The sequence below is a fragment of the Variovorax sp. Varisp85 genome, from assembly GCF_047304045.1.
In the GTDB taxonomy this organism is placed as follows: Bacteria; Pseudomonadota; Gammaproteobacteria; order Burkholderiales; family Burkholderiaceae_C; genus Variovorax.
Genome location: NZ_JBGLYN010000001.1, coordinates 184,717 through 206,942, shown reverse-complemented (window position 1 = coordinate 206,942; position 22,226 = coordinate 184,717). Strand labels below are relative to the sequence as shown.

Here is a 22,226-nt window from a genome sequence, read left to right as displayed (position 1 = left end):
GCAGGGGGCAATACCGGCGGCCCGGCGAAGCCGGTTCCGCGGTATTCCCCGCGGTATAGGCTTCGGGATTGGAGTATTTGAGATATGACGCAACAACTGATCGTCGGATTGATCGTCGCGGCAGCCGCGCTCTATGCGGTCTGGCGCTGGATGCCCGCGGGCTGGCGCCGCGGCGCGGCGCAGAAGCTCGCGGCCGGTACGCACCGCGCGGGCTGGGTCGACGAAGCCCGCGCGAAGGAGCTGGCCGCCTCGCTGGCAAAGACCTCGGGCTGCGGCTCTTGCGACAGCTGTGGAAGCTGCGCTCCCAAGACTCCCCTGAAGCAACCCGAAGCCGACCAGGGCACCATCGCGCCGCCGTCCACGCACAGCCGCTGAGCCGATGCCCGCGCACATCCTCGTCGCCGGGGGCGGCATCGGAGGGCTGGCCGTTGCGCTGGCGCTGTCCCGCCAACGGCACCGGGCCGACGTCTTCGAACAGGCCGCGGCTTTCGGCGAAATCGGCGCCGGCGTGCAGCTCGGCCCCAACGCCACGCGGCGCCTTCAGCAACTCGACCTGGGCTCCGGGCTCGCGGCCATTGCGGCGCGGCCCGATGCGCTCGCGGTGCACAGCGCCGAAGGCGGCTCGGAGCTGGCTCGCATGCCGCTCGGAGACGCCATGCAGCAGCGCTACGGCGCTCCCTATTTCTGCGTGCACCGCGCCGATCTGCACGGCCTGCTGCTCGATGCCGTACGCGCACGCGGCACCGGCACGCTCGTCACCGCGGCGCACATCACGCAGGTGGAAACCAGCGACGACCTCGTGTGCCTGTCGAGCACCGATGCGCGCGCCTGGGAAGGCGAAGCCGTCGTCGGGGCCGATGGCCTATGGAGCATGGTGCGGCAGGAGCTCGACTCCGCGTCTGCCGCGCAACCGCCGCGCGTCACCGGCCACACGGCCTGGCGCGCCATGGCCGAGCAGGCGAGGCTGCCCGCTGCATTGCGCCGCCGGCAAGTCGACGTCTGGCTCGGCCCGCGCCTGCATGCGGTGGCGTACCCGGTGCGCGGCGGCGATTGGCTCAACGTGGTTGTCATCGCCGAGTCCGCCCCCGCAGGCGATGCGCGCGACTGGGACCAGGCCGGCAGCATCGCCGCGCTGAAGCAGGCCATGGGCCGCAGCTGCACGGGCCTGCAGGCGCTGCTCGACGCCATGCCCGGCTGGCGCGCGTGGTCGCTCGGTGACCGCGCACCCCTGAGCGGCGCGGCCGACATGGCGCACGAGCGCATCGCGCTGGTAGGCGATGCGGCGCATCCGATGGTGCCGTACCTCGCGCAGGGCGCGGGCATGGCCATCGAAGACGCGGTGGCGCTGGCCGATGCGCTGGGCGACGGCAGCGCCGCCGACGTGCCCGCCGCGTTCGCGCGCTATGCCGAGGCGCGCTGGGCACGCAATGCGCAGGTGCAGGCGCGTGCGCGCCGCAACGGCGAGATCTTCCACGCCACGGGCGCAATGCGGTTGGGGCGCGACATGGCGATGCGCTTGTTGGGAGCAAAGCTGCTCGACCAGCCGTGGCTGTACGGCGGTTGATGCTTGTGTCCCCCGGGGTGCGTGCACAGGCCACGCATCACGCAAGGAGAGCTCGTTTCACAGCTGAAAAGTCTGCAGGTGCTCGATGCGCTCTGCAAGCCCTTCCTGCCCCAGGTAGTGGCCGTGCTTGTCGGCGAGCGTGGTCTTCAGTTCGAGCAGCATCGCATCGCGGTCCGCGGTGAAGGCCGGCTGCACGTCGATGCCCGCCCGCGCACAGGCATCCGCGATCAGGTGCGCGCTCGCGGGCGCACCGCAGGCCGCGCACTTGACGATCGCAGCCACGTTGGGCTCCGCGCCGTTGGCCAGCAGCGCGCTCGTGAGTTCGGGCGCGATCTGTCCATCGATGTTGCGCAGTGCATCGGCCGCCACCGGCGCACCCGCACGCACCAGTGCCGCGGCCGCGGCGAAAGCGCCGTGCCCCACAGCGACGTCGGTCGCGAGCGCGCTACCTTGCAGCGGGCCGTCGAAGTCCACGCCCGCGGCGGCGAGCTCGGCGACCAGCTCGGCATCGTCGGTCGCGATGGCATGGCGCAGCGCCACGCGTGCAAGCGAGGGCTGGTGGCGCAGCGTGCCCGCGGCCAGTGGCGAGCGCCAGTCGGCCACGGCACGGGAATAGAAGGCCACCAGCTTGTCCATCAGGTCAAGGTCGAGTCCGTGCTCCTCGTGGCGGTCGTCGAGGTATTCGAGCAGCGTCTGCCCCGAGAAGTAGTCGCCCGTGGGAGCCAGCGGGTCTTCTTCCAGGTGCAGAGCCGCGAAGGCACCCATGAGGTCGGGCGCGATGGTGTTCACGCTGTCTTCGTGCAGCGCATGCGTCCATGCCGGCGGCAGGCCCTTCTTCCAGGCGATGACCTGCCCGTGCCCGGCGCCGGGCTCCACCACCGCGTAGATGCGGTCGGTGTATTCGAAGCCGCCGAAAGGCAGGTGCGTGAGCTTGCCGCTCCACGCCGTGCCGCCTTCCTGCGCGGCTTCCTCGGCCAGTTCGAGTTCGTGCGCGATCCAGCCCTGCAGGTCGTGGTAGCCGTCGCTGCCGTTCCAGAACAGCTCGTTCCAGCTGATGGCTTCGAGATTGCCGTTCATCTCGAGCGACAGGTCGTAGTCGAGCCGCCCGCCCGCGGTCTGCAGCCACAGCGCGAGCAGCGCTTCGGGGACCGGGCCCGCGCACTGGGCTTGCACGGCATCGATCTGCTGCCGCGGCATCGGCGGCTGCGCATCGAAGATCACGCGGTCGGCGAACAGCACGACGCCATGTTCGCGCAAGGTGGAAAGCTCGTCGGGTGTGAACCGGATGTCGTTCATGGCGGGGGCCTCCGTTGTTTCCAAAAATGTAGCGCTTTGCGCCAGCGGAGCAATCCGGACCACCCCAGCTTTATTAGGGCGTTTGCGTGGCTTGTGCGCCTACAGATCGGTGCGCAGCTTCCAGATCTCGGGAAACAGCACCACGTCGAGCATCTTGCGCAGGTAGCTCACGCCGCCCGTGCCGCCGGTGCCGCGCTTGAAGCCGATCACACGCTCCACCGTCGTCACGTGGCGGAAGCGCCAGAGGCGGAATGCATCTTCGAGGTCGGTGAGCTTTTCGCCGAGCTGGTACAGATCCCAGTGATCGTGCGGGTTCCGGTAGACCGTGAGCCACGCGGCTTCGACGCCGTCGCTCGCCTCGTAGGGCTGGGTCCAGTCGCGTTCCAGCCGATCGGCGGGCACAGGAAGGCCGCGGCGCGCCAGCAGGCGAAGCGATTCGTCGTACAGGGAGGGGGCGCGATAGGCCGCCTCGACCTGCGCGAGCAGGTCGGCACGGTGCGCGTGCGGCTTGAGCATGGCGGCGTTCTTGTTGCCGAGCGCGAACTCGATGCAGCGGTACTGCGCGCTCTGGAAGCCGCTGGAGTTGGCGAGGTAGGGGCGCATCGCCGTGTACTCGGGCGGCGTCATGGTCGAGAGCACGGTCCATGCGCTCACCAGCTGTTCCATGATGCGGCTCACGCGCGCGAGCATCTTGAAGGCGTCGGCCAGCTTCTCGTCGGCGATGCAGCCGATGGCCGCGCGCAACTCGTGCAGCATGAGCTTCATCCAGAGTTCGCTGGTCTGGTGCTGCACGATGAACAGCATCTCGTCGTGCGCGGGCGATAGCGGGTGCTGGGCGTTGAGGATCTCGTCGAGGTGCAGGTAGTCGCCGTAGCTCATGGACTTGCTGAAGTCCAGTTGCGCCTCTTCTTCGTGTACGATTTTTTCGGTGCTCATGATGTTTGCTGGTTGGTCATCGCCAGACCACGGCGGTGTAGGAGGGGAGGCCCATGCCGGACTCTTTCCTGGGGTAGACGAAGCGCACGGCTTCGTCCTTGCGCTTGAACTGCTGGTAGGTTTCGCCGCCCGGGATGCGGCCTTTCTCGGCCGGGGCGTAGCCGGCGTCGCGCACTTCCTTCACGAGGCGATCGAAGGCAGCCTTGTCGGTCAGCGAGAGCTGGATGCTGTTCTCGCTGCCGCGGCTTTCCACATAGGTGGACTTCATGAGATGCGTGGTCTGGCCGTCGACGAACTTCTCGTACTCGATCATGCTGACCTCGTCGGTCACTGCCTTGTCGGCATACGAGAAGCCCTGGCGCTTGATCTCCTGGCGGAAGGCGTCGGGCGACAGGACGACGAAGGCCTTCAGTTGCGGCAGCGTGAAGTTCGGCTGCTGTGCAAGGGCGGGGGCTGCCGCCATCAGCAGCGTGGCGGAAAGAGCGAGCAATGCGTGTTTCATGATGCGGCGCCGCTCAGGTGACGGCGTTCTTGCGGTTGAACTCTTCGCGCTTCCACTCGCCCGTCTCGAGCACCTGCACGAGGTGCTCGACCGAGTTCCACACGTCCTCGAAGCCGATGTACAGCGGCGTGAAGCCGAAGCGCAGGATGTCGGGCATCTGCGAGTCGCCGGCGCGGTAGTCGCCGATGACGCCGCGCGCGATCAGCGCCTGCACGATGGCGTAGGCGCCTTCTTCACGGCTCAGGCAGACCTGCGAGCCGCGTTGGGCGTGATCGCGTGGGGTGATGAGCGAGAGGCCCTGGCCGGCGCAGCGTTCTTCCACCAGCTTGATGAAGAGATCGGTCAGCGCGAGCGACTTCGTGCGCAGCGCTGCCATCGCGCCGTGATCGCCGTTGAAGGCTTCGGCCGCGAGCACGGTGTCGAGACCGCATTCCAGGCCCGCGAGCGCGATGATCGGCTGCGTGCCGCAGAGATACCGCCCGACGCCTGGGGCCGGGCGATAGTGCGGCGTGAACTCGAAGGGCGCCGCGTGGCCCCACCAGCCCGACAGCGGCTGCTCGAACTGGCCCGCATGCTTCGTGTGCACCCATGCGAAGGCCGGTGCGCCGGGGCCGCCGTTGAGGTACTTGTAGCCGCAGCCGATCGCGTAGTCGGCGTTGCTCTCGTTGAGTGCGACCGGCACCGCGCCCGCGCTGTGAGCGAGGTCCCACACCGTGAGCGCGCCCGCGGCGTGCGCGGCGGCGGTGACGGCTTTCATGTCGTGCATGGCGCCGGTGCGGTAGTTCACGTGCGTCAGCATCAGCACGGCCACTTCGTCGGTCAGAACGTCCGGCAGTTCGCTCGCATCGATCAGCTTGAGCGTGAAGCCGCGTTCGCGGCACAGCGACTCGGCGATGTAGAGGTCGGTCGGAAAGTTGCTGCGTTCGCTCACCACCAGCTTTCGGCCACTGTCCTTGTGCTGCGACAGCGCAGCGAACAGCACCTTGTAGAGATTGACCGAGGTGCTGTCGGTGCACACCACTTCGCCGGGCGCGGCGCCGATCAGTCGGGCTACCTTGTCACCCAGGCGTTGCGGCAGGTCGAACCAGCTTGCGGTGTTCCACGAGCGGATCAGGCCTTCGCCCCATTCCTTCGTCACGACTTCGGCGATGCGCGCCGCGGCGGCCGTGGGCATCACGCCGAGCGAGTTGCCGTCGAGGTAGAGCACGTCCTCGGGAATGGTGAATTGGTCGCGCAAGGCGCGCAGCGGGTCTTGCGCGTCGAGCGCGCGGCAGTCTGCAAGGGTCGTCATGTTGGAGGTTTCAGCGGGGGAGTTCGCGCAGGACCGCGCGAACGGGGGATGCATCGGCGCTGACCAGCTTGAGCGGCAGCGCGATGAGTTCGTAGTCGCCTTCGGGCACGTCGTCGAGCACGAGGTTCTCGAGCACGCGCAGGTCGAGGCGGCGGATGCGTTGGTGGCTGTCCAGCGTCTTGCTGTCGGCCGGGTCGATGCTGGCAGTGTCGATGCCGATGAGCTTCACGCCCATGGCCGCGAGGCGCTCGACGGTGGCGGGGGCGTAGGCGGCAAGCCGAGGGTCCCATCGGTCCACCGGCATGGCGGTGTAGGTGCGCACCAGCACGCGCTGCGGCAGGTTGCTGTCGACGGCGTGGGAGATGTGCTCCCATTCGATCAGCGGGCCCTTGTCGATCGCATGAATCACGCGGCAGGGGCCGAGGAAGGGCGTGAGGTCGACGTTGCCGATGGTCTGGCCTGCGGGGTCGTAGTGCAGCGGCGCATCGGCGTGCGCGCCGACGTGGGGCGAGAGCTTGATCTCGCTGACGTTCACCGGGCAGTCCGGCGAGATGGTCGCTGCCCAGCGCTGCTGGTAGGGCGTATCGCCGGGAAACACCGGCGTGCCTTCATGCACGGGCGGCGAGATGTCCCAGATTCGGGGGCGGGGTTGCTTTGAACGCATGGCGCGAAGTTAGCGCCCGGCGAGCGGTCGTGGTGTCGGTTATTTCCAACACCTTATGTGACGAGTTGAAGCCGTCAATGAAGCGGCGACAGCGCGGGCAGTCCGTGCCGGGCGCGCGCCCGCTCGCAGGCGTCGCTGCCGGCCTGCAGCTCGTGGCACGGATTGGGGCGCCATTCGTAGATGCCGCAACCCACGGCCTGGCCGATCTTGCCGGTGAGCGCTGCGCAGCGCATGGGCGTGTGGTCGGTGCCGCGCATGCGGCAGATGGCGTCGTTCACCTCGACCGCGAGGCCGGAAGGCACGCTGCCGCCGTTGTCGTCGAGCTCATGGACGCTGAAGTCGACGCGGTAGCTGGCGCAGCAGGCGCCGCATTGCTGGCAGTCATTCATGGCAAGTCCCAGTTGACGATCTGTCTCAGGAACACCGCTGAACCGGCTTTGCCGGGCCGCAGGTGTTGCCCCCGGCGAGGGGTTGGCGAAGCGACACGAAGTGCGCGGAGCCTGGGGGAGTGCCTATAACCTGCCGAGGAGCAGGAACTCCATCAGCGCCTTCTGCGCATGCAGCCGGTTCTCGGCCTCGTCCCACACCACCGACTGCGGCCCGTCGATGACCTCGGCCTGCACTTCCTCGCCGCGGTGCGCGGGCAGGCAGTGCATGAAGAGGGCGTCGGGCTGCGCGATGCGCATCATGTCCTCGTCGACGCACCAGTCGGCGAAGGCCTTGCGGCGCGCCTCGTTCTCGGCCTCGTAGCCCATGCTGGTCCAGACGTCGGTGGTGACGAGGTCGGCGCCGCGGCAGGCCTCCATCGGGTCCTGGAAGACCTTGTAGCTGTCGCCCGAGCGAATGCCCGCGATCGACTGGTCGACCTCGTAGCCGCTGGGCGTGCTCACGTGCACCGTGAAGCCCAGGATCTCGGCCGCCTGCAGCCAGGTGTTGGCCATGTTGTTGCCGTCGCCAACCCAGGCCACGGTCTTGCCCTTGAGGCACGAAAGTGCATCGCCTCCCGCGTCGCGCGAACCGCGGTGCTCGATGTAGGTGAAGATGTCCGCGAGGATCTGGCAGGGGTGGAATTCGTTGGTCAGGCCGTTGATGACCGGAACGCGCGAGTGCGCGGCGAAGGCGTCGATCTTGGTCTGCTCGTACGTGCGGATCATCACGAGGTCGACCATGCGGCTGATGACCTTGGCGCTGTCCTCGATGGGCTCGGCGCGGCCGAGCTGGCTGTCGCCGGTGGTCAGGTGCACCACGCTGCCGCCGAGCTGGTACATGCCGGCCTCGAAGCTCACGCGGGTGCGCGTGCTGGCCTTCTCGAAGATCATGGCCAGCGTGCGGTCGACCAGCGGCTGGTGCTTCTCGTAGGTCTTGAACTTCTTCTTGATGATCGCCATGCGATCGAAGAGGTAGGCATATTCGTCGGCCGTGAAGTCCGAGAACTGCAGGTAGTGGCGGATGGCGTTGGGGGTGGCGGCGGTCGTCATTGCGCTGCAGGCTCCGACAGGAAGGTTTTCACGATCGGCGCGAGGATGGCGACGATCTCGTCGGCTTCGGCCGTGGTCAGGATGAGCGGCGGCACGAGGCGGATCACCTTGTCGGCCGTCACGCTCAGCAGGAGGCCGGCGTCGCAGGCGCGGTTCAGGATCACGCCGCAGGGGCGGTCGAGCTCGATGCCGAGCATCAGGCCCTGTCCGCGGATTTCCTTCACGCCCGGCAGGCCGCCGATTTCGCGCTCCAGCGCGGCCTTCAGGTGGGCGCCCACGGTGGCAGCGTTCTCGAGCAGCTGGTGCTCTTCCATGATGCGGATGGTCTCGATGCCGGCGCGCATCGCGAGCGGGTTGCCCCCGAATGTGGTGCCGTGGTTGCCGGGCCCGAAGATGTTGGCGGCCTTGGGGCCGGCCACCACGGCGCCGATCGGCACGCCCGAGCCCAGGCCCTTGGCCAGCGGCATGACGTCGGGCTTGATGCCCGCCCACTGGTGGGCGAACCATTTGCCGGTACGGCCCATGCCGCACTGCACCTCGTCGATCATCATGAGCCAGTCGCGCTCGTCGCACAGGGCGCGCACCTGCTTCAGGTATTCCCAGCGCATCGGGTTGATGCCGCCTTCGCCCTGGATGGTTTCGAAGAACACGGCCACAACATTGGGGTTGCCTTCGGTGGCCTTCTTCAGTGCCTCGATGTCGTTCAGCGGCACGCGGATGAAGCCCTCGACCAGCGGGCCGAAGCCGGCCTGCACCTTGGGATTGCCGGTGGCCGAGAGGGTGGCGATGCTGCGGCCGTGGAAGGCGGCTTCGTAGACGACGATCTCGGGACGCTCGATTCCCTTGTCATGGCCGAACTTGCGGGCCAGCTTCAGTGCGGCTTCGTTGGCTTCGAGACCCGTGCAGCAGAAGAACGCGTTGGTGAGGCCCGAGATTTCGGTCAGCTTGGTGGCGAGCTGCTCCTGGCCGGTCACGTGGTAGTAGTTGGAACTGTGGATCAGCTTGGTCAGCTGGTCCTGCAGGGCGGGCACCAGCTCGGGGTGGTTGTGGCCCAGGGTGTTCACTGCGATGCCGCCGAGGCCGTCGATGTAGGCCTTGCCCGTGGTGTCCCAGACTCGGCAGCCCTGGCCGTGCGACAGCGCGATCGGCAGGCGACCGTAGGTGTTCATGACGTGGGGCGAGGTGGGCTGGGCGGTAGCGCTCATTCGGGTTCTCCAGATAGGGAACGCGGATTCTAGGCGTGCGGTTTGACGGCTTCGTTGAGGATTGCGCATTACAGCAATGCCCCGTGTTCAGGATGCAAAAAGTGCCGCGGATAGAATCGCTTGCTGCACCGCAGCACCTGCTCCGGTCGCCTCATTCAACGATGATTTCCTCCACTGCCAAAGAAATCTTCATCCAGGGAATTACCAAGGATGGCCGGACCTTTCGCCCGAGCGATTGGGCCGAGCGCCTGGCCGGCGTCATGAGCTCTTTTCGCCCCGGCGGCGCCTTTCCGGGCAGCTACCTGAGCTATTCGCCCTGGTGCGTGCCGACGACCATCAATGGCGTGAAGTGCGTGGTCGTGAACCGAGCGCTGCGCGACGCCGAGCCCATGGCTTGGGACTTCTGTGTGAATTTCGCCAAGGACAACGATCTGCAGGTCGCCGAAGCCTGTCTGGTTCCCGACACCCCACCCCCAAAGGCCTGACCGGCCTTTTTTCTTGTCCGTCCCCTGGTTTCATGAACCAGCCGGGCATGAAAAAACCGCCCGAAGGCGGTTTTTTACACTTTGCTGCAGCGCACCCCGATCAAACGGCGGACCGGAGGATTCCGATCCGGGCTTGCCTGACAGGTGTCAGGCGGCGGCCTTTTCAGGCGCCAGGGCGAGGGCCTTGACCTTGGCCGACAGGCGGCTCTTGTCGCGGGCGGCCTTGTTCTTGTGGAAGATGCCCTTGTCGGCGACGGTGTCGACGATGCTCTGGGCCTTCGCGAACAGTTCGCTTGCCTTGGTCTTGTCGCCAGCCAGAACAGCCTTTTCGACGTTCTTGACAGCGGTACGGTATTTGGAGCGCAGCGAGGTGTTCGCAGCGTTGAGCTTGGTGTCCTGGCGGACGCGCTTACGGCCGGAGGCGAGGCGCGGGTTCTTCTTCTTGGGCTTGGCGGATGCCATATTTAATGTTCCTTAGGTGTCTGAGGATGATGCAGCAAAGCCCTCGATTATAGGCCGGGTTGCCTTTTCCGCCGAATCGGCCCGTTTCAGGGGTTTGGCGGGCCCTACACTCGGCCCCCGTGTCCCTGCTCAAATCCGCCTCCACCGTCTCCCTGCTGACCCTCGCCTCGCGGATCACGGGCCTCGTGCGCGACGTGCTGTTTGCCTCGGTTTTCGGCGTCAGCGCGCTGACCGACGCGTTCAACGTCGCATTCCGCATCCCCAACCTGTTCCGGCGGGTCTTCGGCGAAGGCGCCTTCAGCCAGGCCTTCGTGCCGGTGCTGGCCGCGCGCAAGGCCGAAGCCGGGGAGGAGGGCGCCAGGCAGCTCATCGACCACGTCGCCACGCTGTTGACCTGGACGCTGCTGATCGTCTGCGTGGCAGGCGTGGCCGGCGCGCCCCTGCTGGTCTGGGCCATGGCCAGCGGGCTGCCCGGCTTCGACGCCGCCATCGTCATGACGCGTTGGATGTTCCCGTACATCGGCTTCATGTCGCTGGTGGCGCTGGCGGGCGGCATTCTCAACACCTGGCGCAAGTTCGCGGTGCCGGCGGCCTCGCCGGTGCTGCTCAACGTGGCGCTGATCCTGTCGATTCTGGTCGGGGCGCCGCTTTTCCGGCACTGGGGCATCGAGCCGATCTATGCACAGTGCGTGGGCGTGATGGTGGGCGGCGTGCTGCAGCTTGCGCTGCAGATGCCGGCACTGCGCAAGCTGGGGCTGATGCCGCGCGTGGGAACCAGCCTTCGGGCGCTGCGCACCGCCTGGACCGACCCGAACACGCGCAAGGTGCTCAGGCTGATGCTGCCCGCGCTGCTGGGTGTGAGCGTGGCGCAGATATCGCTGCTCATCAACACGCAGATCGCCTCCCACCTGGCGGTGGGCAGCGTCACCTGGATCACCAACGCCGACCGGCTGATGGAGTTTCCCACCGCGATGCTCGGCGTCGCCCTCGGCGTGGTGCTGATGCCGCAGCTGGCCGGCGCCCGCGCCGCCAAGGACGACGCGCGCTATTCCTCGCTGCTCGACTGGGGCCTGCGCCTCGTGGTGCTGCTGTCGGCGCCGTGCGCCGTCGCCTTGCTGCTGTTCGCAAAACCGCTGGTGGCGGTGCTCTTCCACAACGGCGCCTACTCGGGAGAGGACGTGGGCCGCACCACCCTGGCGCTGATGGGCTACGGCGTCGGGCTGGTCGGCATCGTGGCCGTGAAGGTGCTGGCACCCGGCTACTACGCCAAGCACGACACGCGCACGCCGATGCTCATCGCCGTGGGCGTGCTGGTGCTGACGCAGATCCTCAACATCTTCCTGGTGCCGGCGCTGCAGCACGCGGCGCTGACCCTGACCATCGCCATCGGCGCGCTGGTCAACTCGACGTGGCTGCTGGTCGGCCTGGTGCGCCGCGGCAGCTACAGGCCCGAGCCGGGCTGGGGCAGGTTCGCGCTGCAGGTGCTGGCCGGCACGCTGGTGCTGGCGGGCCTGTTGGTCTGGGGCTCGGCGCATTTCGACTGGATCGCTCTGCGCGACCAGCGCCTGCTGCGCATCGGCCTGCTCGCCGCGCTGATCGCCGGCGCCGCGCTGCTCTATTTCGCCGTGCTGGCGGCGGTGGGTGTGCGGCTGCGCAGCTTCGTTCGCCGCTGAACCCTCGCGCGCAGGCGCCGCAATCCGCACGTGTCCCGCCTTGACGCACCTGGCGGGCTCCTCTACAAAGACACATGACGTTCAGCTTTCAGGTTCCCACCGCACTGGAGTATTTCGAATCGCTGGTCTGCAGCGACGATCACTTTCCGCTGCTCGAAGCGGCCGCCAGCCTGGCGCAGGACGAATACCCCGAACTCGATGTGCAGCAGGTGCTGGGCGATGTCGACCAACTCCTCGCCCGCCTCAAGCGCCGCCTGCCGGCCGACGCCGCGCCACTGGCCCGCCTGCGCGCCCTGAACCAGTTCTTCTTCAACGACCTGAGCTTCGGCGGCAACGTCAACGACTACTACGACCCCGACAACAGCTACCTGAACGCCGTGCTGCGCACCCGCCGCGGCATTCCGATCTCGCTGGCCGTGCTGTGGATGGAGCTGGCGCAGGGCCTGGGCCTGCAGGCGCGCGGCATCGGCTTTCCGGGGCATTTCATGCTCAAGGTGACGCTGCCCAAGGGGCAGGTGGTGATCGATCCCTTCACCGGCAAGTCGCTGTCGCGCGAGGAACTGGGCGAGCGGCTCGAGCCCTACAAGCGCAGCAACGGCCTCGTCGGCGATTTCGACGTGCCGCTGGGCCTGTACCTGCAGCCTGCCAGTCCGCGCGAAATCATCGCCCGCATGCTGCGCAACCTGAAGGAAGTGCATCACGCGCAGGAAGACTGGCAGCGCGTCATCGCCGTGCAGGACCGCCTGATCGCGCTGCTGCCCAGCGCCTGGGGCGAGTACCGCGACCGCGGCGTCGCGCACGCCGAACAGGGCAACACGACGCAGGCCGTGCGCGACCTGGAAACCTACCTGGCGAAGGCCGAGGACGCCCTCGACATCGACGCGATTGCCGAGCGCGTCGCCACCCTTCGCCGCACGGCCAATTGAAATGGACGCGAAGGCCGGTGTGAGCCCGGCGCCCGATCTGGGCACCCTGCATGAATTCCATGGCGTTCAGCCGGTGCTGCCGGTGTCGGATGTCTCGCGCGCCGCGCGCTGGTTTCGCGACGTGCTGGGCTTCGAGCTCGATTTCATCGCGGGAGAGCCGCCCAGCTACGCCCGCGTGAAGAAGGGCGACCGCAGCTACGGCGACCCGGTCTACCTGCGGCTGTGGCAGTGCAACGCGCGCGAGGCCAAACCTTGGCGCGGCGAAATCGTGATCCACGTGGGCAAGGACATCGACGGGCTGCATGCCGCTTACGTGAAGCGCGGCGTGACGATCATCGAGCCGCCGGTCTCCCAGCCTTGGGGACTGCGCGAATTCGCGATCCGCGAGCCCGACGGGCATGTGTTGCGCTTCTGCGGCTACCTGCCCTGAAGCCTCGAGTTTCTGAAGCACAAAATTACAAATAGATCGACGCGAGCGTGTCGATCCGTCTTCCGCTCGTCCGACGTGTGAACAGGAGCAGGCAAATTCCATCGAGCCGCTCCCAAGCTCATCAACCTTCAGGAGAAACGACATGCGATTCATGATTCTGGTCAAGGCCAACGCCGATTCCGAAGCCGGCGTGATGCCCAGCACCGAAATCCTCACGGCCATGGGCAAGTTCAACGAGGAACTGGTCAAGGCCGGCGTGCTGCTGGCTGGCGAAGGCCTGCACCCCAGCTCCAAGGGGGTGCGCGTGCGCTGCGAGGGTCCGGCCAAGCGCACCGTCATCGACGGCCCCTTCGCCGAGACCAAGGAGCTGCTGGCCGGCTTCTGGCTGTTCCAGTGCAAGTCCAAGGAAGAAGCCATCGAATGGATCAAGCGCAGTCCGTTCCAGGAAGGCGAGATCGAGATCCGCCAGGTGTTCGAGGCGGCCGACTTCGGCGACTCGATGACGCCCGAGCTGCTCGCCCAGGAAGACCGCCTGCGGGCCGAGACCGAGGCCCGCGCCAAGGCCGGCGGCTGAAGCGGCCGCCAGCACAACGCAACCGGACCTACCCAAGGAGACGCACCATGCGATTCATGCTGCTGATGATTCCCCACGGCTACGAAACCGCCGCGCCCGGCACCATGCCCGACGACGTCGAGGCGGTGTCGGCCATGATGGCCTACAACGAGTCGCTGCAGAAAGCCGGCGTGCTGATCAGCTGCGACGGCCTGCATCCCCCCTCGATGGGCGCGCGTGTGAGCTTCAAGGACCGCAAGCCCACCGTGGTCGACGGCCCCTTTGCCGAGGCGAAGGAAGTGCTCGGCGGCTTCTGGATCATCGACGTGCCCTCGCGCGCCGCCGCCATCGAATGGGCCAGCCGCTGCCCGGGCGGCGACAACGAGGTCATCGAGGTGCGCCAGATCCAGGAGATCGGCGACTTCCCGGCCGACGTGCAGGCCGTGGCCACCGAATTCACGTCGATGCAGACGGTGAAGAAGACCGGCGCATGAGCCACGGCGAGGGCCGCGCGGACACCACCGCCATCCGCCGCACCATCGAGGCGGTATGGCGCATCGAGTCCGCGAAGATCATCGCCACTGTCGCGCGCATGGTGCGCGACGTGGGGCTGGCCGAAGAGCTGGCCCAGGACGCGCTGGTCTCGGCCCTCGAGCAATGGAGCGAATCGGGCGTGCCCGACAACCCGGCGGCCTGGCTCACGGCAGTGGCCAAGCGCCGCGCCCTCGACCGCCTGCGCCACCTGCAACTGGCCGAACGCAAGGCCGGCGAGATCGGCCGCGAACTCGACGCCCGGCACGACATGGCGCAGCACGATTTCGCCGAGGCGGTCGATGCCGCGCTCGACGACGACATCGGCGACGACCTGCTGCGCCTGGTGTTCACCGCCTGTCACCCGGTGCTGTCGACCGAGGCGCGCGTGGCGCTCACGCTGCGGCTGATGGGCGGCCTCACCACCGGCGAGATCGCTCGCGCCTTCCTCGTGCCCGAAGCCACCGTGGCGCAGCGCATCGTGCGCGCCAAGCGCACGCTGGCCGAGGCGCGCGTGCCTTTCGAGGTGCCGCGCCGGCACGAGCTCGAGGCACGGCTCGCCTCGGTGCTCGAAGTGCTCTATCTGATCTTCAACGAAGGCTATTCGGCCACCGCCGGCGACGACTGGATGCGTCCGGCGCTGTGCGACGAAGCCATGCGCCTGGGCCGCATCGTGGCCGAGCTGGTGCCCGGCGAATCCGAAGTGCACGGCCTCGTGGCGCTGATGGAAATCCAGGCCTCCCGCACCGCCGCGCGTGTGGGTGCCTCGGGCGAACCGGTGCTGCTGCTCGAACAGAACCGGGCGCGCTGGGACCAGATGCTGATCCGCCGCGGCCTCGCGGCGCTCACGCGCGCCGAGTCGCTCGGCGGCGCGCTCGGCCCCTATGCGCTGCAGGCGGCCATCGCCGCCTGCCACGGCCGCGCGCGCACCGCCGACGAAACCGACTGGGGCCGCATCGCCGCGCTCTACGACGCGCTGGCCGAGCTCACGCCGTCGCCCATCGTCGAACTCAACCGCGCGGTGGCGCTGTCGATGGCGTTCGGGCCGGCCGCGGGGCTGGAGGTTGTGGACGCGCTCACGGGCGAGCCGGCACTGCAGGGCTACCACCTGCTGCCGACCGTGCGCGGCGACCTGCTCTTCAAGCTCGGCCGCCGCGACGAGGCGCGCAAGGAATTCGATCGCGCGGCTTCGCTCACCCGCAACACGCGCGAACGGGCGCTCCTGCTGGCACGTGCGCGGGCGTGCACCCTGAACTGAACGGTTGCTGAAGCTGCGGCAGCCTGGGCGAGAGGAAAATGCGCGCCATGCGCCGCACCCCTGCCTTCCGTTTCCTGTGCATCCTTGGCCTGACCTTGCTGTCGGCCGCATCGGCCTGTGCCCAGTTCGATCCTGCCAAGGTGTGGGTCGAACCGCCGGCCATCGCGGCGCGCTTTCCCGATCCGCCCGTGAGCTACGCCACGCCGGGCTTTCGCGCCGGCCGCACCGATTTCGCTTCGCACGCCGAGGTGCTGGCCTTTCTCGATGACCTGGCGCGCCAGTCGCCGAACGTGCGCGTCGAACGCCTGGGCGTGTCGCAACAGGGGCGCGAGATGCCTCTGGTGCTGCTTGCCGACCAGGGTCGCGTCGATCCTGCGCGGCCCACTGTCATGGTGATCGGCCAGCAACACGGCAACGAGCCAGCCGGCGGCGAAGCGGTGCTGGCCCTGGCGCAGCAGTTCGCCAGCGGGCCGGGCGCGGCGCTGCTGCAGAAGGTGAACCTCGTGCTGCTGCCGCGCGGCAACCCTGACGGCGCGGAGCACTTCACCCGCGTCACCGCCAACGGCATCGACGTGAATCGCGACCACCTGTTGCTGCGCACGCCCGAGGCCCGCTCGATCGCGGCCGCCACCCTGCGCTTTCGGCCGCAGGTGGTGCTCGACCTGCACGAGTTCACCGTCGGCGGTCGCTGGATCGACAAGTTCGGCGCGGTCATGAAGTACGACGGCCTGCTGCAGCCCGCCACCGTGGGCAACCTGGATGCCGCCATTGCCGCGAGCGCGCAGCGCGACTACGTCGACGCCATCCAGGCTGCGTTCACGCAGGCGGGGCTGCAGGGCTTCAAGTACCACACCACTTCTGGCGGCAAGAGCGCCGACCGCACCGTCTCGATGGGCGGTGTGCAGCCCGACACCGGCCGCAATGTGAGCGGCCTGCATCAGGCCGTGAGCCTGCTGCTGGAAGTGCGGGGCGTGGGGCTGGGCCGCGCGCATTTCGCCCGTCGCGTGTACACGCAGGTGCTGGCCGCCACCACCGTCATCGAGACGGCGGCGCGCCAGGGCCCGGCGCTGATGCAGCTCACCGCGCAGGCCGGCCAGCGCGCCAAGGCCGACGCCTGCCACGGAGACCTCGTGGTCGAGGCCTGGCAGACGACGACGCGCCAGCGCCTGGACTTTCTCGACGAGAAGAGCGGGGAAGAAAAGGCGGTCGACGTCGAGTGGCGCGCGGCCGAGCCGCTGAAGGTCGCCAATGCGCGCCCGCGGCCGTGCGGCTATCTGCTGGCGGCCAGTGAAACGGTGGCCGTGCAGCGCCTGCAGATGCTGGGCGTGCGCGTCGAGCGCATCGACAGCGCCGCGCCGTGGCAGGTCGAGCGCTACGAGATCCTGTCGCAGAGCGACGGCCGGCGCCAGGACGCGCGCGGCGCCATCGAGGACGGCGAGGCGATCCGCGCCTTCCGCGTGCGGCCAAGGATGGGGCGTGCCGTGATGCCGCCGGGCAGCTTCTATGTGTCGCTGGCGCAGCCGCTGTCGCCCTTGGTCAGCGTCGCGCTGGAGCCCGATTCGCAGAACAGCTATGCGGCCAACCGCCTGCTGGAGATCGGCGACGACAAGCTGCTGCGCGTGACCGGCCCCGCGCCTGCGGGCGTCTGGCACTGAGCGCCCCCGGGGCGCAGCCCGAACACCCGTCAGGTTTTCAGCGGCGTATTCGCCTCGGACGGCGAACCCGGCAAGCCGAACTGGTGCCACGCGCGACGCAACTGCGTATCGGAGCCGAAGCCCGACAGTTCCGCCGCTCGCGTGACGTTCGCACCCGAGGCCAGCGCCAGTTGCGCGGCCGCCAGCCGCAGCCGGCGCAGGTACGCCAGCGGCGCCACGCCCGCATGCTCGACGAACAGGCGCGTGAGATGCCGCGCCGAGGTGTGCGCCACCTCCGCCATGCGCGGCACGCTCCACTCGGCCTGAGGCTGTTCGCTGACCGCGTCCTGCACCCGGTGCAGCGCGGCATGCAGATGGTTGCGGTAGGCGAGAAAGGGCGACAGCTCCGGATCGTTCGGGCCGCGCCGCAGCGCTACCACCATGGTCTGCGCCACCTGGGCCGCGAGGGCTTCGCCGCAAATCTCGCCGATGCGGTGCAGCACGAGGTCGATGCCGGTCGTGACGCCCGCGCTGCTGTAGAGCGGTGGGTCGATCACGAAGACGCGGTTGGCCACCACGTCGCAGCGTGGCTCCACCGTGCGCAGTTCGTCCAGGTGATGGTGGTGTGTGGTGGCGCGTCGGCCCGCGAGCGCGCCGGCATGCGCCGCAAGCACGGCGCCGGCGCAGATCGTCACCAGCTCCAGCCGGCTGCGCTCGAAGCGCAGGCCGCGCAGCCAGTGCAACAGGTCTTGCGCCTCGGGATTGTCGATGGCGATGCTGTTCCCGGGCAGGCCGACCAGCACCACCCAGGCCGGGCCGTCCCACCGCGTGGGCAGCGACGCCAGCCCGGTGAGCGCAACGCCGACCGAGCTGAGGGAATCGGGCCGGGGGCTCGCGAACTCGAGCGTGAAGCGCTCAGGCTGGCCCGTTGCGCGCAGCCGCTGGTTGGCGATGCGCAGGGCCTCGGCCGGCCCGGCCCAGTCGAGCACCAGGCTGCCGGGCAGGAGCGCGAAGACTACGCGGATGGGCTGTTGCTGCTGTTGTGGGTCCATGCGTAGTCCATCTGGCGCGCGGTGCGCTCGGCCAGTTCGCGTCCGGCCAGGCGTTCGACCAGGTGCAGGCTCATGTCTATGCCCGCGCTGATGCCGGCCGAGCTGACGATGCGGCCGCTGTCGACCCAGCGCACGCCTTCGCGCACGTCGAGTCGCGGAAACTGCGCGCGCAGGTCGGCGATGTCTTCCCAGTGCGTGGTGACTGCTTGGTGCGTGACCACGCCGCTCTTCGCGAGCAGGAAGGCGCCGGTGCAGACCGATGCCACGAGCTGCGCGCCGGCTGCGCTTTTCGCGATCCAGCGCAAGGTGTCGGGGCTGGCCATCGGCACATCGACCACGCCGCCGGGAACGATCAATACGTCGGCTTTCGGGCTGCCTTCGAGCGTTTGGTCGGCCAGCAGGCGAAGGCCCGCGCGCGCCTGCACGGGCGATGCCTGTGCGACCGGGGCCACCTCGAACGGCGCGGCCGTGCCGGGCTGCATCCGTTGGCTGACGCGGCTGGCGGTGGTGAACACCTCGAAGGGACCGGCAAAGTCGAGTGCTTCGACGCCGTCGTAGGCCAGGATCAGCACGCGCAGGCTCATGCGCTTGCCTCCGCGCCGGCGCGTTCCAGCGCCTGCGCCACGCTGCAGACCGTCGCGAACCGGCCGTGCAGCACGGTGGCGGTGCGCGCCTTGATGTCGGCGGCGGCCAGCGGCCGGCCGTCGGGCTGGGTCATGTCGAAGGTCAGGGTGGCGTCGGTCACGTAGTCGATTTCCCAGCCCAGGTCCGAGGCATGGCGTGTGGTGGTTTCGCAGCATTGCTCGGAGCGGATGCCGCTCACGATGAGCCGGCCGATGCCGTTCTGCGTGAGCCAGATGTCCAGTCCGCTGTTGACCAGCGCGCTGTGGCGGTGCTTGGTGAAGGTGGCCGCGGCCTCGAAATCAGCCAGGCCTTCTATGGGCCGGATGTGGCCCGATTCGACCGCGAAGGGATTGCTTGCGTCGGCCGGTTCGTCGACGTGGAAGACCCGCACGATCGGCGTGCCGGCAGCGGCGCAGCCTGCGATGAGCGTGTTCTGCGCGGCGAGGTAGGGAGCGGCCTGGCGTTCGTCCCAGTAGGGGCGCTGGCGAAACGACGCCTGGGCGTCAATCACAATCAGACAGGTTTTCATGGCGGTGGCTCGCAAGGGCGGAATGAATGATGCGCCTATTCTTGTGCGTTGCCAGCCCAGGGTCCGTTCGGGAGCGGACCAGAATCGATCAGATCAGGACATCGCCGGGTACCGTCTTTTCAGACCAGCGCCGCCGCCTGCAGCTCTTTCTTCAGGTACGCGTAGTACAGCGGCGCCGCCACCAGCCCGGCCGGCCCGAACACCGCCTCGGCCACGAACATCACGGCCAGCAGCTCCCACACGCTCATCTGCGTGCGCGCGCCGACCACCTTGGCGTTGATGACGTACTCGGCCTTGTGGATCACGATCAGGAAGATCAGGCAGGCCAGCGCCGTGACCGGCGACACCGAGAGGCCCACCAGCGTGATCACCGAGTTGCAGACCAGGTTGCCCACGATCGGCACCAGTCCGGCCAGGAAGGTGAGGGTGATGAGCGCCGGCGTGTACGGCAGGTGCGCGCCCCACAGCGGCATGACGAACAGCAGGAAGATGGCGGTCAGCAGCGTGTTGAAGGCCGCAATCCAGAACTGGGCCGCCACGATCTGGCCGAAGGCCTCGCCGAAGGTCTGCACGCGCTGGTGCAGCTGCTCGGCCAGCGGCATCCGGCGCAGCGGCGCGTGCGACACGGCGGCCAGGCTGCCCACGATCAGGCCCACGTACGAAAACAGGATGCCGTGCAGCCAGGCCCGCCCGGCCACGGCGAGCGAACCGGCCTGCGCGCGCAGGTAGTTGGCGATCACGCGCTGGATTTCGGCGGCGCCCTCGGGCAGGTAGACCGCGATCTCGACCGGCAGCTTGGAGCGCAGCTCGAGCACCGTGCGCGCCGTGTAGTCGAGCAGCTCGCGGTACTGGTCGGGCGCGTCGACGATGTATTCGCGGGCCTGCGACAGCAGCAGCGTGATCAGCGCAATCGGCCCCACCAGCACGACGACGACAGCCAGCACGCGGGCCCAGCCGTCGGTGCGCTGGCTGGGGGCCGGATTGCGCCGCGTGTCGCCAGCCAGCAGCCGCGCGAACCACCGCGTGGCCAGGAAGCCGATGCATACGCAGAGCAATCCTGGCAGCAGGTGCTCCCACATCACCAGCATCAGCGTTCCCAGCATCAGCAGGTAGCTTGCGATCGTCACGCCGCGCGAGGCCGTGGCGCGGTGGATGGGGACCGTCGGAACGGCGGTGGTGACGGGTTGCGGCTTCTTGGCCATCCGGGGGTGTCAGGCGCTCTGTTCGGGAAAGTGGAAGGTGCGGCCGCCGCTCAGCCGACGACCACCGCGGCGCCTTCGCCGCGCGCGGCGATCACGCCGATTTCATGCACCGATTCGCCAGCGGCGCGCAGCGTGGCCGCGCAGGCGGCGGCTTCTGCCGCATCGATCACCACGACCATGCCGATGCCGTTATTGAAGGTGCGGTTCATCTCGATGTCGTCGATGCCGGCCACCTTCTGCAGCCAGGCGAACAGCTCCGTCTGCGGCCAGCTGCCCTTCTTGAGGTGGGCGGCTGTACCTTCGGGCAGCACGCGCGGGATGTTCTCGAGCAGGCCGCCGCCGGTGATGTGGGCCAGCGCCTTGATTGGATGCTTGGCCAGCGCCTCGAGCACCGGCTTCACGTAGAGGTGGGTGGGTTCCATCACGGCTTGGCGGAAGGGCTTGCCGTCGAGCGTGGCGGGCAAATCGGCGCCGGCACGCTCGATCACCTTGCGCACGAGGCTGAAACCATTGGAATGCACGCCGGCCGAGGCCAGGCCCAGCACCACGTCGCCGGGCTTGACGTTCTGGCCCGTGAGGATCTTCGACTTCTCGACCGCGCCGACCGCGAAGCCCGCGAGGTCGTATTCGCCGGCCGGGTACATGCCGGGCATTTCAGCGGTTTCGCCGCCGATGAGGGCGCAGCCCGACAGCTCGCAGCCGCGCGCGATGCCGCCGATGACGGCCGCGGCCGTGTCGACTTCGAGCTTGCCGCAGGCGAAGTAGTCGAGAAAGAACAGGGGCTCGGCGCCCTGCACCAGCACGTCGTTGACGCTCATGGCCACGAGGTCGATGCCGACCGTGTCGTGCATGTTCCATTCGAAAGCCAGCTTGAGCTTGGTGCCCACGCCGTCGGTGCCGCTCACCAGCACCGGCTCCTTGTAGCGCTTGGGCACTTCGAACAGGGCGCCGAAGCCGCCGATGCCGGCCAGCACGCCCTCGCGCAGGGTTTTCTTGGCCAGCGGCTTGATGCGGTCGACCAGCGCATCGCCGGCATCGATGTCGACACCGGCGTCCTTGTAGCTGAGCGGGGTGGGCGTGGAGGAGGTCATGGGTGGTCGAGGTCGGGAGGGACGCGAAAGGATGCGGAGAGTAGGAGCGGAAGGCGGCTCCGGTAACCATGTTGGCCGGGCCGATAGAATTCCTCACGATTTTAAGGGCCCTCGCGGCCCCCTCCATGAACCTTCCCGGGATGAAACAGCTCGCGCTCGATATCGGCATTGCGACGGGCCCCAGCTTCGACGCCTTTTTTGCCGGCCCCAACGAGGCGGCGCTGCGGCACCTGCAAGTGTGGGTGGGCGGCGCCGGCAGCCCTGCGCTGCACTCGCCGGTGCCCACCTACCTGTGGGGCGAAGGCGGCAGCGGCAAGACCCATCTGCTCGAATCGGTGCGTGTCGCACTGCGCGAGCAGGGCGCCAGCGTGGGCTGGCTGCACGCCGGCCTGCTGGAGCCGCCCGAGTTCGACGAGCGCTGGGGCGCCGTGCTGCTCGACGACGTCCACCTCTATACCGCCGTGCAGCAGCACGCGGCCTTCAACTGGTTCGTCAACGCCCAGACCCTGCAGCGCGGCGTGGTCGCCGCCGGCGCCCTGCCGCCGGCCGACCTGCCGCTGCGCGAAGACCTGCGCACCCGCCTCGGCTGGGGCCACGTGTTCCACTTGCAGGTGCTGAGCGAAAGCGAACGCCGCGCGGTGCTGCGCCAAGCCGCCGATGCACGCGGCGTGATGCTGTCCGACGAAGTGCTCGACTACATGCTGCACCGCTTCAGCCGCGACCTCGGCAGCCTGATGGAGCTGCTCACGCAGCTCGACGGCTATGCCCTGCAGACGCAACGCGCGATCACCATTCCGCTGATCCGCTCCATGCTCGAGAACGAATAAAGAGCGAACAAGG

General features: G+C 68.3%; 25 protein-coding genes. 11 read left to right on the top strand and 14 right to left on the bottom strand.

What is annotated here, in order from left to right; translation table 11 throughout:
* Window positions 1-84: 84 nt before the first annotated feature.
* Window positions 85-375 (top strand): DUF6587 family protein, encoded by a 291-nt coding sequence (locus ACCC97_RS01040; RefSeq protein WP_413331392.1) that lies wholly within the window; start codon window positions 85-87, stop codon window positions 373-375.
* 4 nt (window positions 376-379) lie between these two features.
* A complete protein-coding gene (locus ACCC97_RS01035; protein ID WP_413331391.1) occupies window positions 380-1,564 on the top strand; it encodes an FAD-dependent monooxygenase in 1,185 nt (394 codons plus the stop codon).
* Between the two features lie 57 nt (window positions 1,565-1,621).
* On the opposite strand, the gene ACCC97_RS01030 is transcribed toward ACCC97_RS01035, so the two are convergent.
* The 8 genes from ACCC97_RS01030 to ACCC97_RS00995 form a co-directional block, all read right to left on the bottom strand.
* Window positions 1,622-2,860, bottom strand: a complete 1,239-nt coding sequence (locus ACCC97_RS01030; protein WP_413331389.1) for an SMI1/KNR4 family protein — start codon at window positions 2,858-2,860, stop codon at window positions 1,622-1,624.
* Between the two features lie 99 nt (window positions 2,861-2,959).
* Window positions 2,960-3,796, bottom strand: coding sequence for a tryptophan 2,3-dioxygenase (gene kynA / locus ACCC97_RS01025; protein ID WP_413331388.1), 837 nt, complete (start codon window positions 3,794-3,796; stop codon window positions 2,960-2,962).
* 16 nt (window positions 3,797-3,812) lie between these two features.
* Window positions 3,813-4,298 carry a hypothetical protein gene (locus tag ACCC97_RS01020; RefSeq protein WP_413331387.1) on the bottom strand — a complete coding sequence of 162 codons (486 nt, stop codon included), beginning with the start codon at window positions 4,296-4,298 and terminating at the stop codon, window positions 3,813-3,815.
* Between the two features lie 13 nt (window positions 4,299-4,311).
* On the bottom strand, window positions 4,312-5,589 hold the full coding sequence (kynU, locus tag ACCC97_RS01015) for a kynureninase (protein ID WP_042673085.1): 1,278 nt from the start codon (window positions 5,587-5,589) through the stop codon (window positions 4,312-4,314).
* Between the two features lie 10 nt (window positions 5,590-5,599).
* Window positions 5,600-6,253, bottom strand: coding sequence for an arylformamidase (kynB, locus tag ACCC97_RS01010; protein ID WP_007831356.1), 654 nt, complete (start codon window positions 6,251-6,253; stop codon window positions 5,600-5,602).
* Between the two features lie 74 nt (window positions 6,254-6,327).
* Window positions 6,328-6,642, bottom strand: coding sequence for a YkgJ family cysteine cluster protein (locus ACCC97_RS01005; RefSeq protein WP_007831354.1), 315 nt, complete (start codon window positions 6,640-6,642; stop codon window positions 6,328-6,330).
* A gap of 123 nt (window positions 6,643-6,765) precedes the next feature.
* On the bottom strand, window positions 6,766-7,731 hold the full coding sequence (gene argF, locus ACCC97_RS01000) for an ornithine carbamoyltransferase (RefSeq protein ID WP_056510143.1): 966 nt from the start codon (window positions 7,729-7,731) through the stop codon (window positions 6,766-6,768).
* Window positions 7,728-8,936 carry an aspartate aminotransferase family protein gene (locus ACCC97_RS00995; RefSeq protein WP_007831350.1) on the bottom strand — a complete coding sequence of 403 codons (1,209 nt, stop codon included), beginning with the start codon at window positions 8,934-8,936 and terminating at the stop codon, window positions 7,728-7,730. Before ACCC97_RS00995 ends, argF begins: the two co-directional genes overlap by 4 nt.
* 161 nt (window positions 8,937-9,097) lie before the next feature.
* On the opposite strand from ACCC97_RS00995, the gene ACCC97_RS00990 reads away from it, so the two are divergent.
* Window positions 9,098-9,421 (top strand): DUF3579 domain-containing protein, encoded by a 324-nt coding sequence (locus tag ACCC97_RS00990; RefSeq protein ID WP_007831348.1) that lies wholly within the window; start codon window positions 9,098-9,100, stop codon window positions 9,419-9,421.
* A 147-nt stretch (window positions 9,422-9,568) separates the two neighbouring features.
* Here the strand turns inward: ACCC97_RS00990 and rpsT are convergent, their stop codons facing one another.
* Window positions 9,569-9,883, bottom strand: coding sequence for a 30S ribosomal protein S20 (rpsT, locus tag ACCC97_RS00985; RefSeq protein ID WP_007831346.1), 315 nt, complete (start codon window positions 9,881-9,883; stop codon window positions 9,569-9,571).
* A 119-nt stretch (window positions 9,884-10,002) separates the two neighbouring features.
* Between rpsT and murJ the strand changes: the two genes are divergently transcribed.
* The 7 genes from murJ (at window position 10,003) to ACCC97_RS00950 (ending at window position 16,909) form a co-directional block, all read left to right on the top strand.
* The gene (gene murJ, locus ACCC97_RS00980) at window positions 10,003-11,556 is read left to right on the top strand and encodes a murein biosynthesis integral membrane protein MurJ (protein ID WP_413331386.1); all 1,554 of its coding nucleotides are present in this window, start codon (window positions 10,003-10,005) and stop codon (window positions 11,554-11,556) included.
* Between the two features lie 74 nt (window positions 11,557-11,630).
* Complete coding sequence (locus tag ACCC97_RS00975) at window positions 11,631-12,482, top strand: SirB1 family protein (protein WP_007831342.1); 852 nt, start codon at window positions 11,631-11,633, stop codon at window positions 12,480-12,482.
* 1 nt (window position 12,483) lies between these two features.
* Window positions 12,484-12,912: a bleomycin resistance protein gene (locus ACCC97_RS00970; protein WP_007831340.1), complete on the top strand. Its 429-nt coding sequence runs from the start codon at window positions 12,484-12,486 to the stop codon at window positions 12,910-12,912.
* 142 nt (window positions 12,913-13,054) lie between these two features.
* A complete protein-coding gene (locus ACCC97_RS00965) occupies window positions 13,055-13,486 on the top strand; it encodes a YciI family protein (RefSeq protein WP_413313495.1) in 432 nt (143 codons plus the stop codon).
* A gap of 47 nt (window positions 13,487-13,533) precedes the next feature.
* A complete protein-coding gene (locus tag ACCC97_RS00960) occupies window positions 13,534-13,959 on the top strand; it encodes a YciI family protein (protein WP_007831336.1) in 426 nt (141 codons plus the stop codon).
* Window positions 13,956-15,254 carry an RNA polymerase sigma factor gene (locus ACCC97_RS00955; RefSeq protein WP_413331385.1) on the top strand — a complete coding sequence of 433 codons (1,299 nt, stop codon included), beginning with the start codon at window positions 13,956-13,958 and terminating at the stop codon, window positions 15,252-15,254. The genes ACCC97_RS00960 and ACCC97_RS00955 overlap by 4 nt, the downstream gene beginning before the upstream one ends.
* A 47-nt stretch (window positions 15,255-15,301) precedes the next feature.
* Window positions 15,302-16,909, top strand: coding sequence for a M14 family metallocarboxypeptidase (locus tag ACCC97_RS00950; protein WP_007831334.1), 1,608 nt, complete (start codon window positions 15,302-15,304; stop codon window positions 16,907-16,909).
* A gap of 29 nt (window positions 16,910-16,938) precedes the next feature.
* On the opposite strand, the gene ACCC97_RS00945 is transcribed toward ACCC97_RS00950, so the two are convergent.
* The 5 genes from ACCC97_RS00945 to purM all read right to left on the bottom strand — a co-directional run bounded on the left by ACCC97_RS00945 (window position 16,939) and on the right by purM (window position 21,386).
* On the bottom strand, window positions 16,939-17,940 hold the full coding sequence (locus ACCC97_RS00945; protein WP_007831333.1) for a GlxA family transcriptional regulator: 1,002 nt from the start codon (window positions 17,938-17,940) through the stop codon (window positions 16,939-16,941).
* On the bottom strand, window positions 17,904-18,524 hold the full coding sequence (locus tag ACCC97_RS00940) for a DJ-1/PfpI family protein (RefSeq protein WP_007831331.1): 621 nt from the start codon (window positions 18,522-18,524) through the stop codon (window positions 17,904-17,906). Before ACCC97_RS00940 ends, ACCC97_RS00945 begins: the two co-directional genes overlap by 37 nt.
* The gene (locus ACCC97_RS00935) at window positions 18,521-19,093 is read right to left on the bottom strand and encodes a cysteine hydrolase family protein (protein WP_007831329.1); all 573 of its coding nucleotides are present in this window, start codon (window positions 19,091-19,093) and stop codon (window positions 18,521-18,523) included. The genes ACCC97_RS00940 and ACCC97_RS00935 overlap by 4 nt, the downstream gene beginning before the upstream one ends.
* Before the next feature lie 119 nt (window positions 19,094-19,212).
* Complete coding sequence (locus ACCC97_RS00930) at window positions 19,213-20,295, bottom strand: AI-2E family transporter (protein ID WP_007831328.1); 1,083 nt, start codon at window positions 20,293-20,295, stop codon at window positions 19,213-19,215.
* 50 nt (window positions 20,296-20,345) lie between these two features.
* Entirely contained in the window at window positions 20,346-21,386 is a 1,041-nt protein-coding gene (purM, locus tag ACCC97_RS00925) for a phosphoribosylformylglycinamidine cyclo-ligase (protein ID WP_007831326.1), read from the bottom strand.
* A 140-nt stretch (window positions 21,387-21,526) separates the two neighbouring features.
* Here purM and hda point away from each other — a divergent pair, with 140 nt between their 5' ends.
* Window positions 21,527-22,213: a DnaA regulatory inactivator Hda gene (gene hda / locus ACCC97_RS00920; RefSeq protein ID WP_235505650.1), complete on the top strand. Its 687-nt coding sequence runs from the start codon at window positions 21,527-21,529 to the stop codon at window positions 22,211-22,213.
* Window positions 22,214-22,226: the final 13 nt, after the last annotated feature.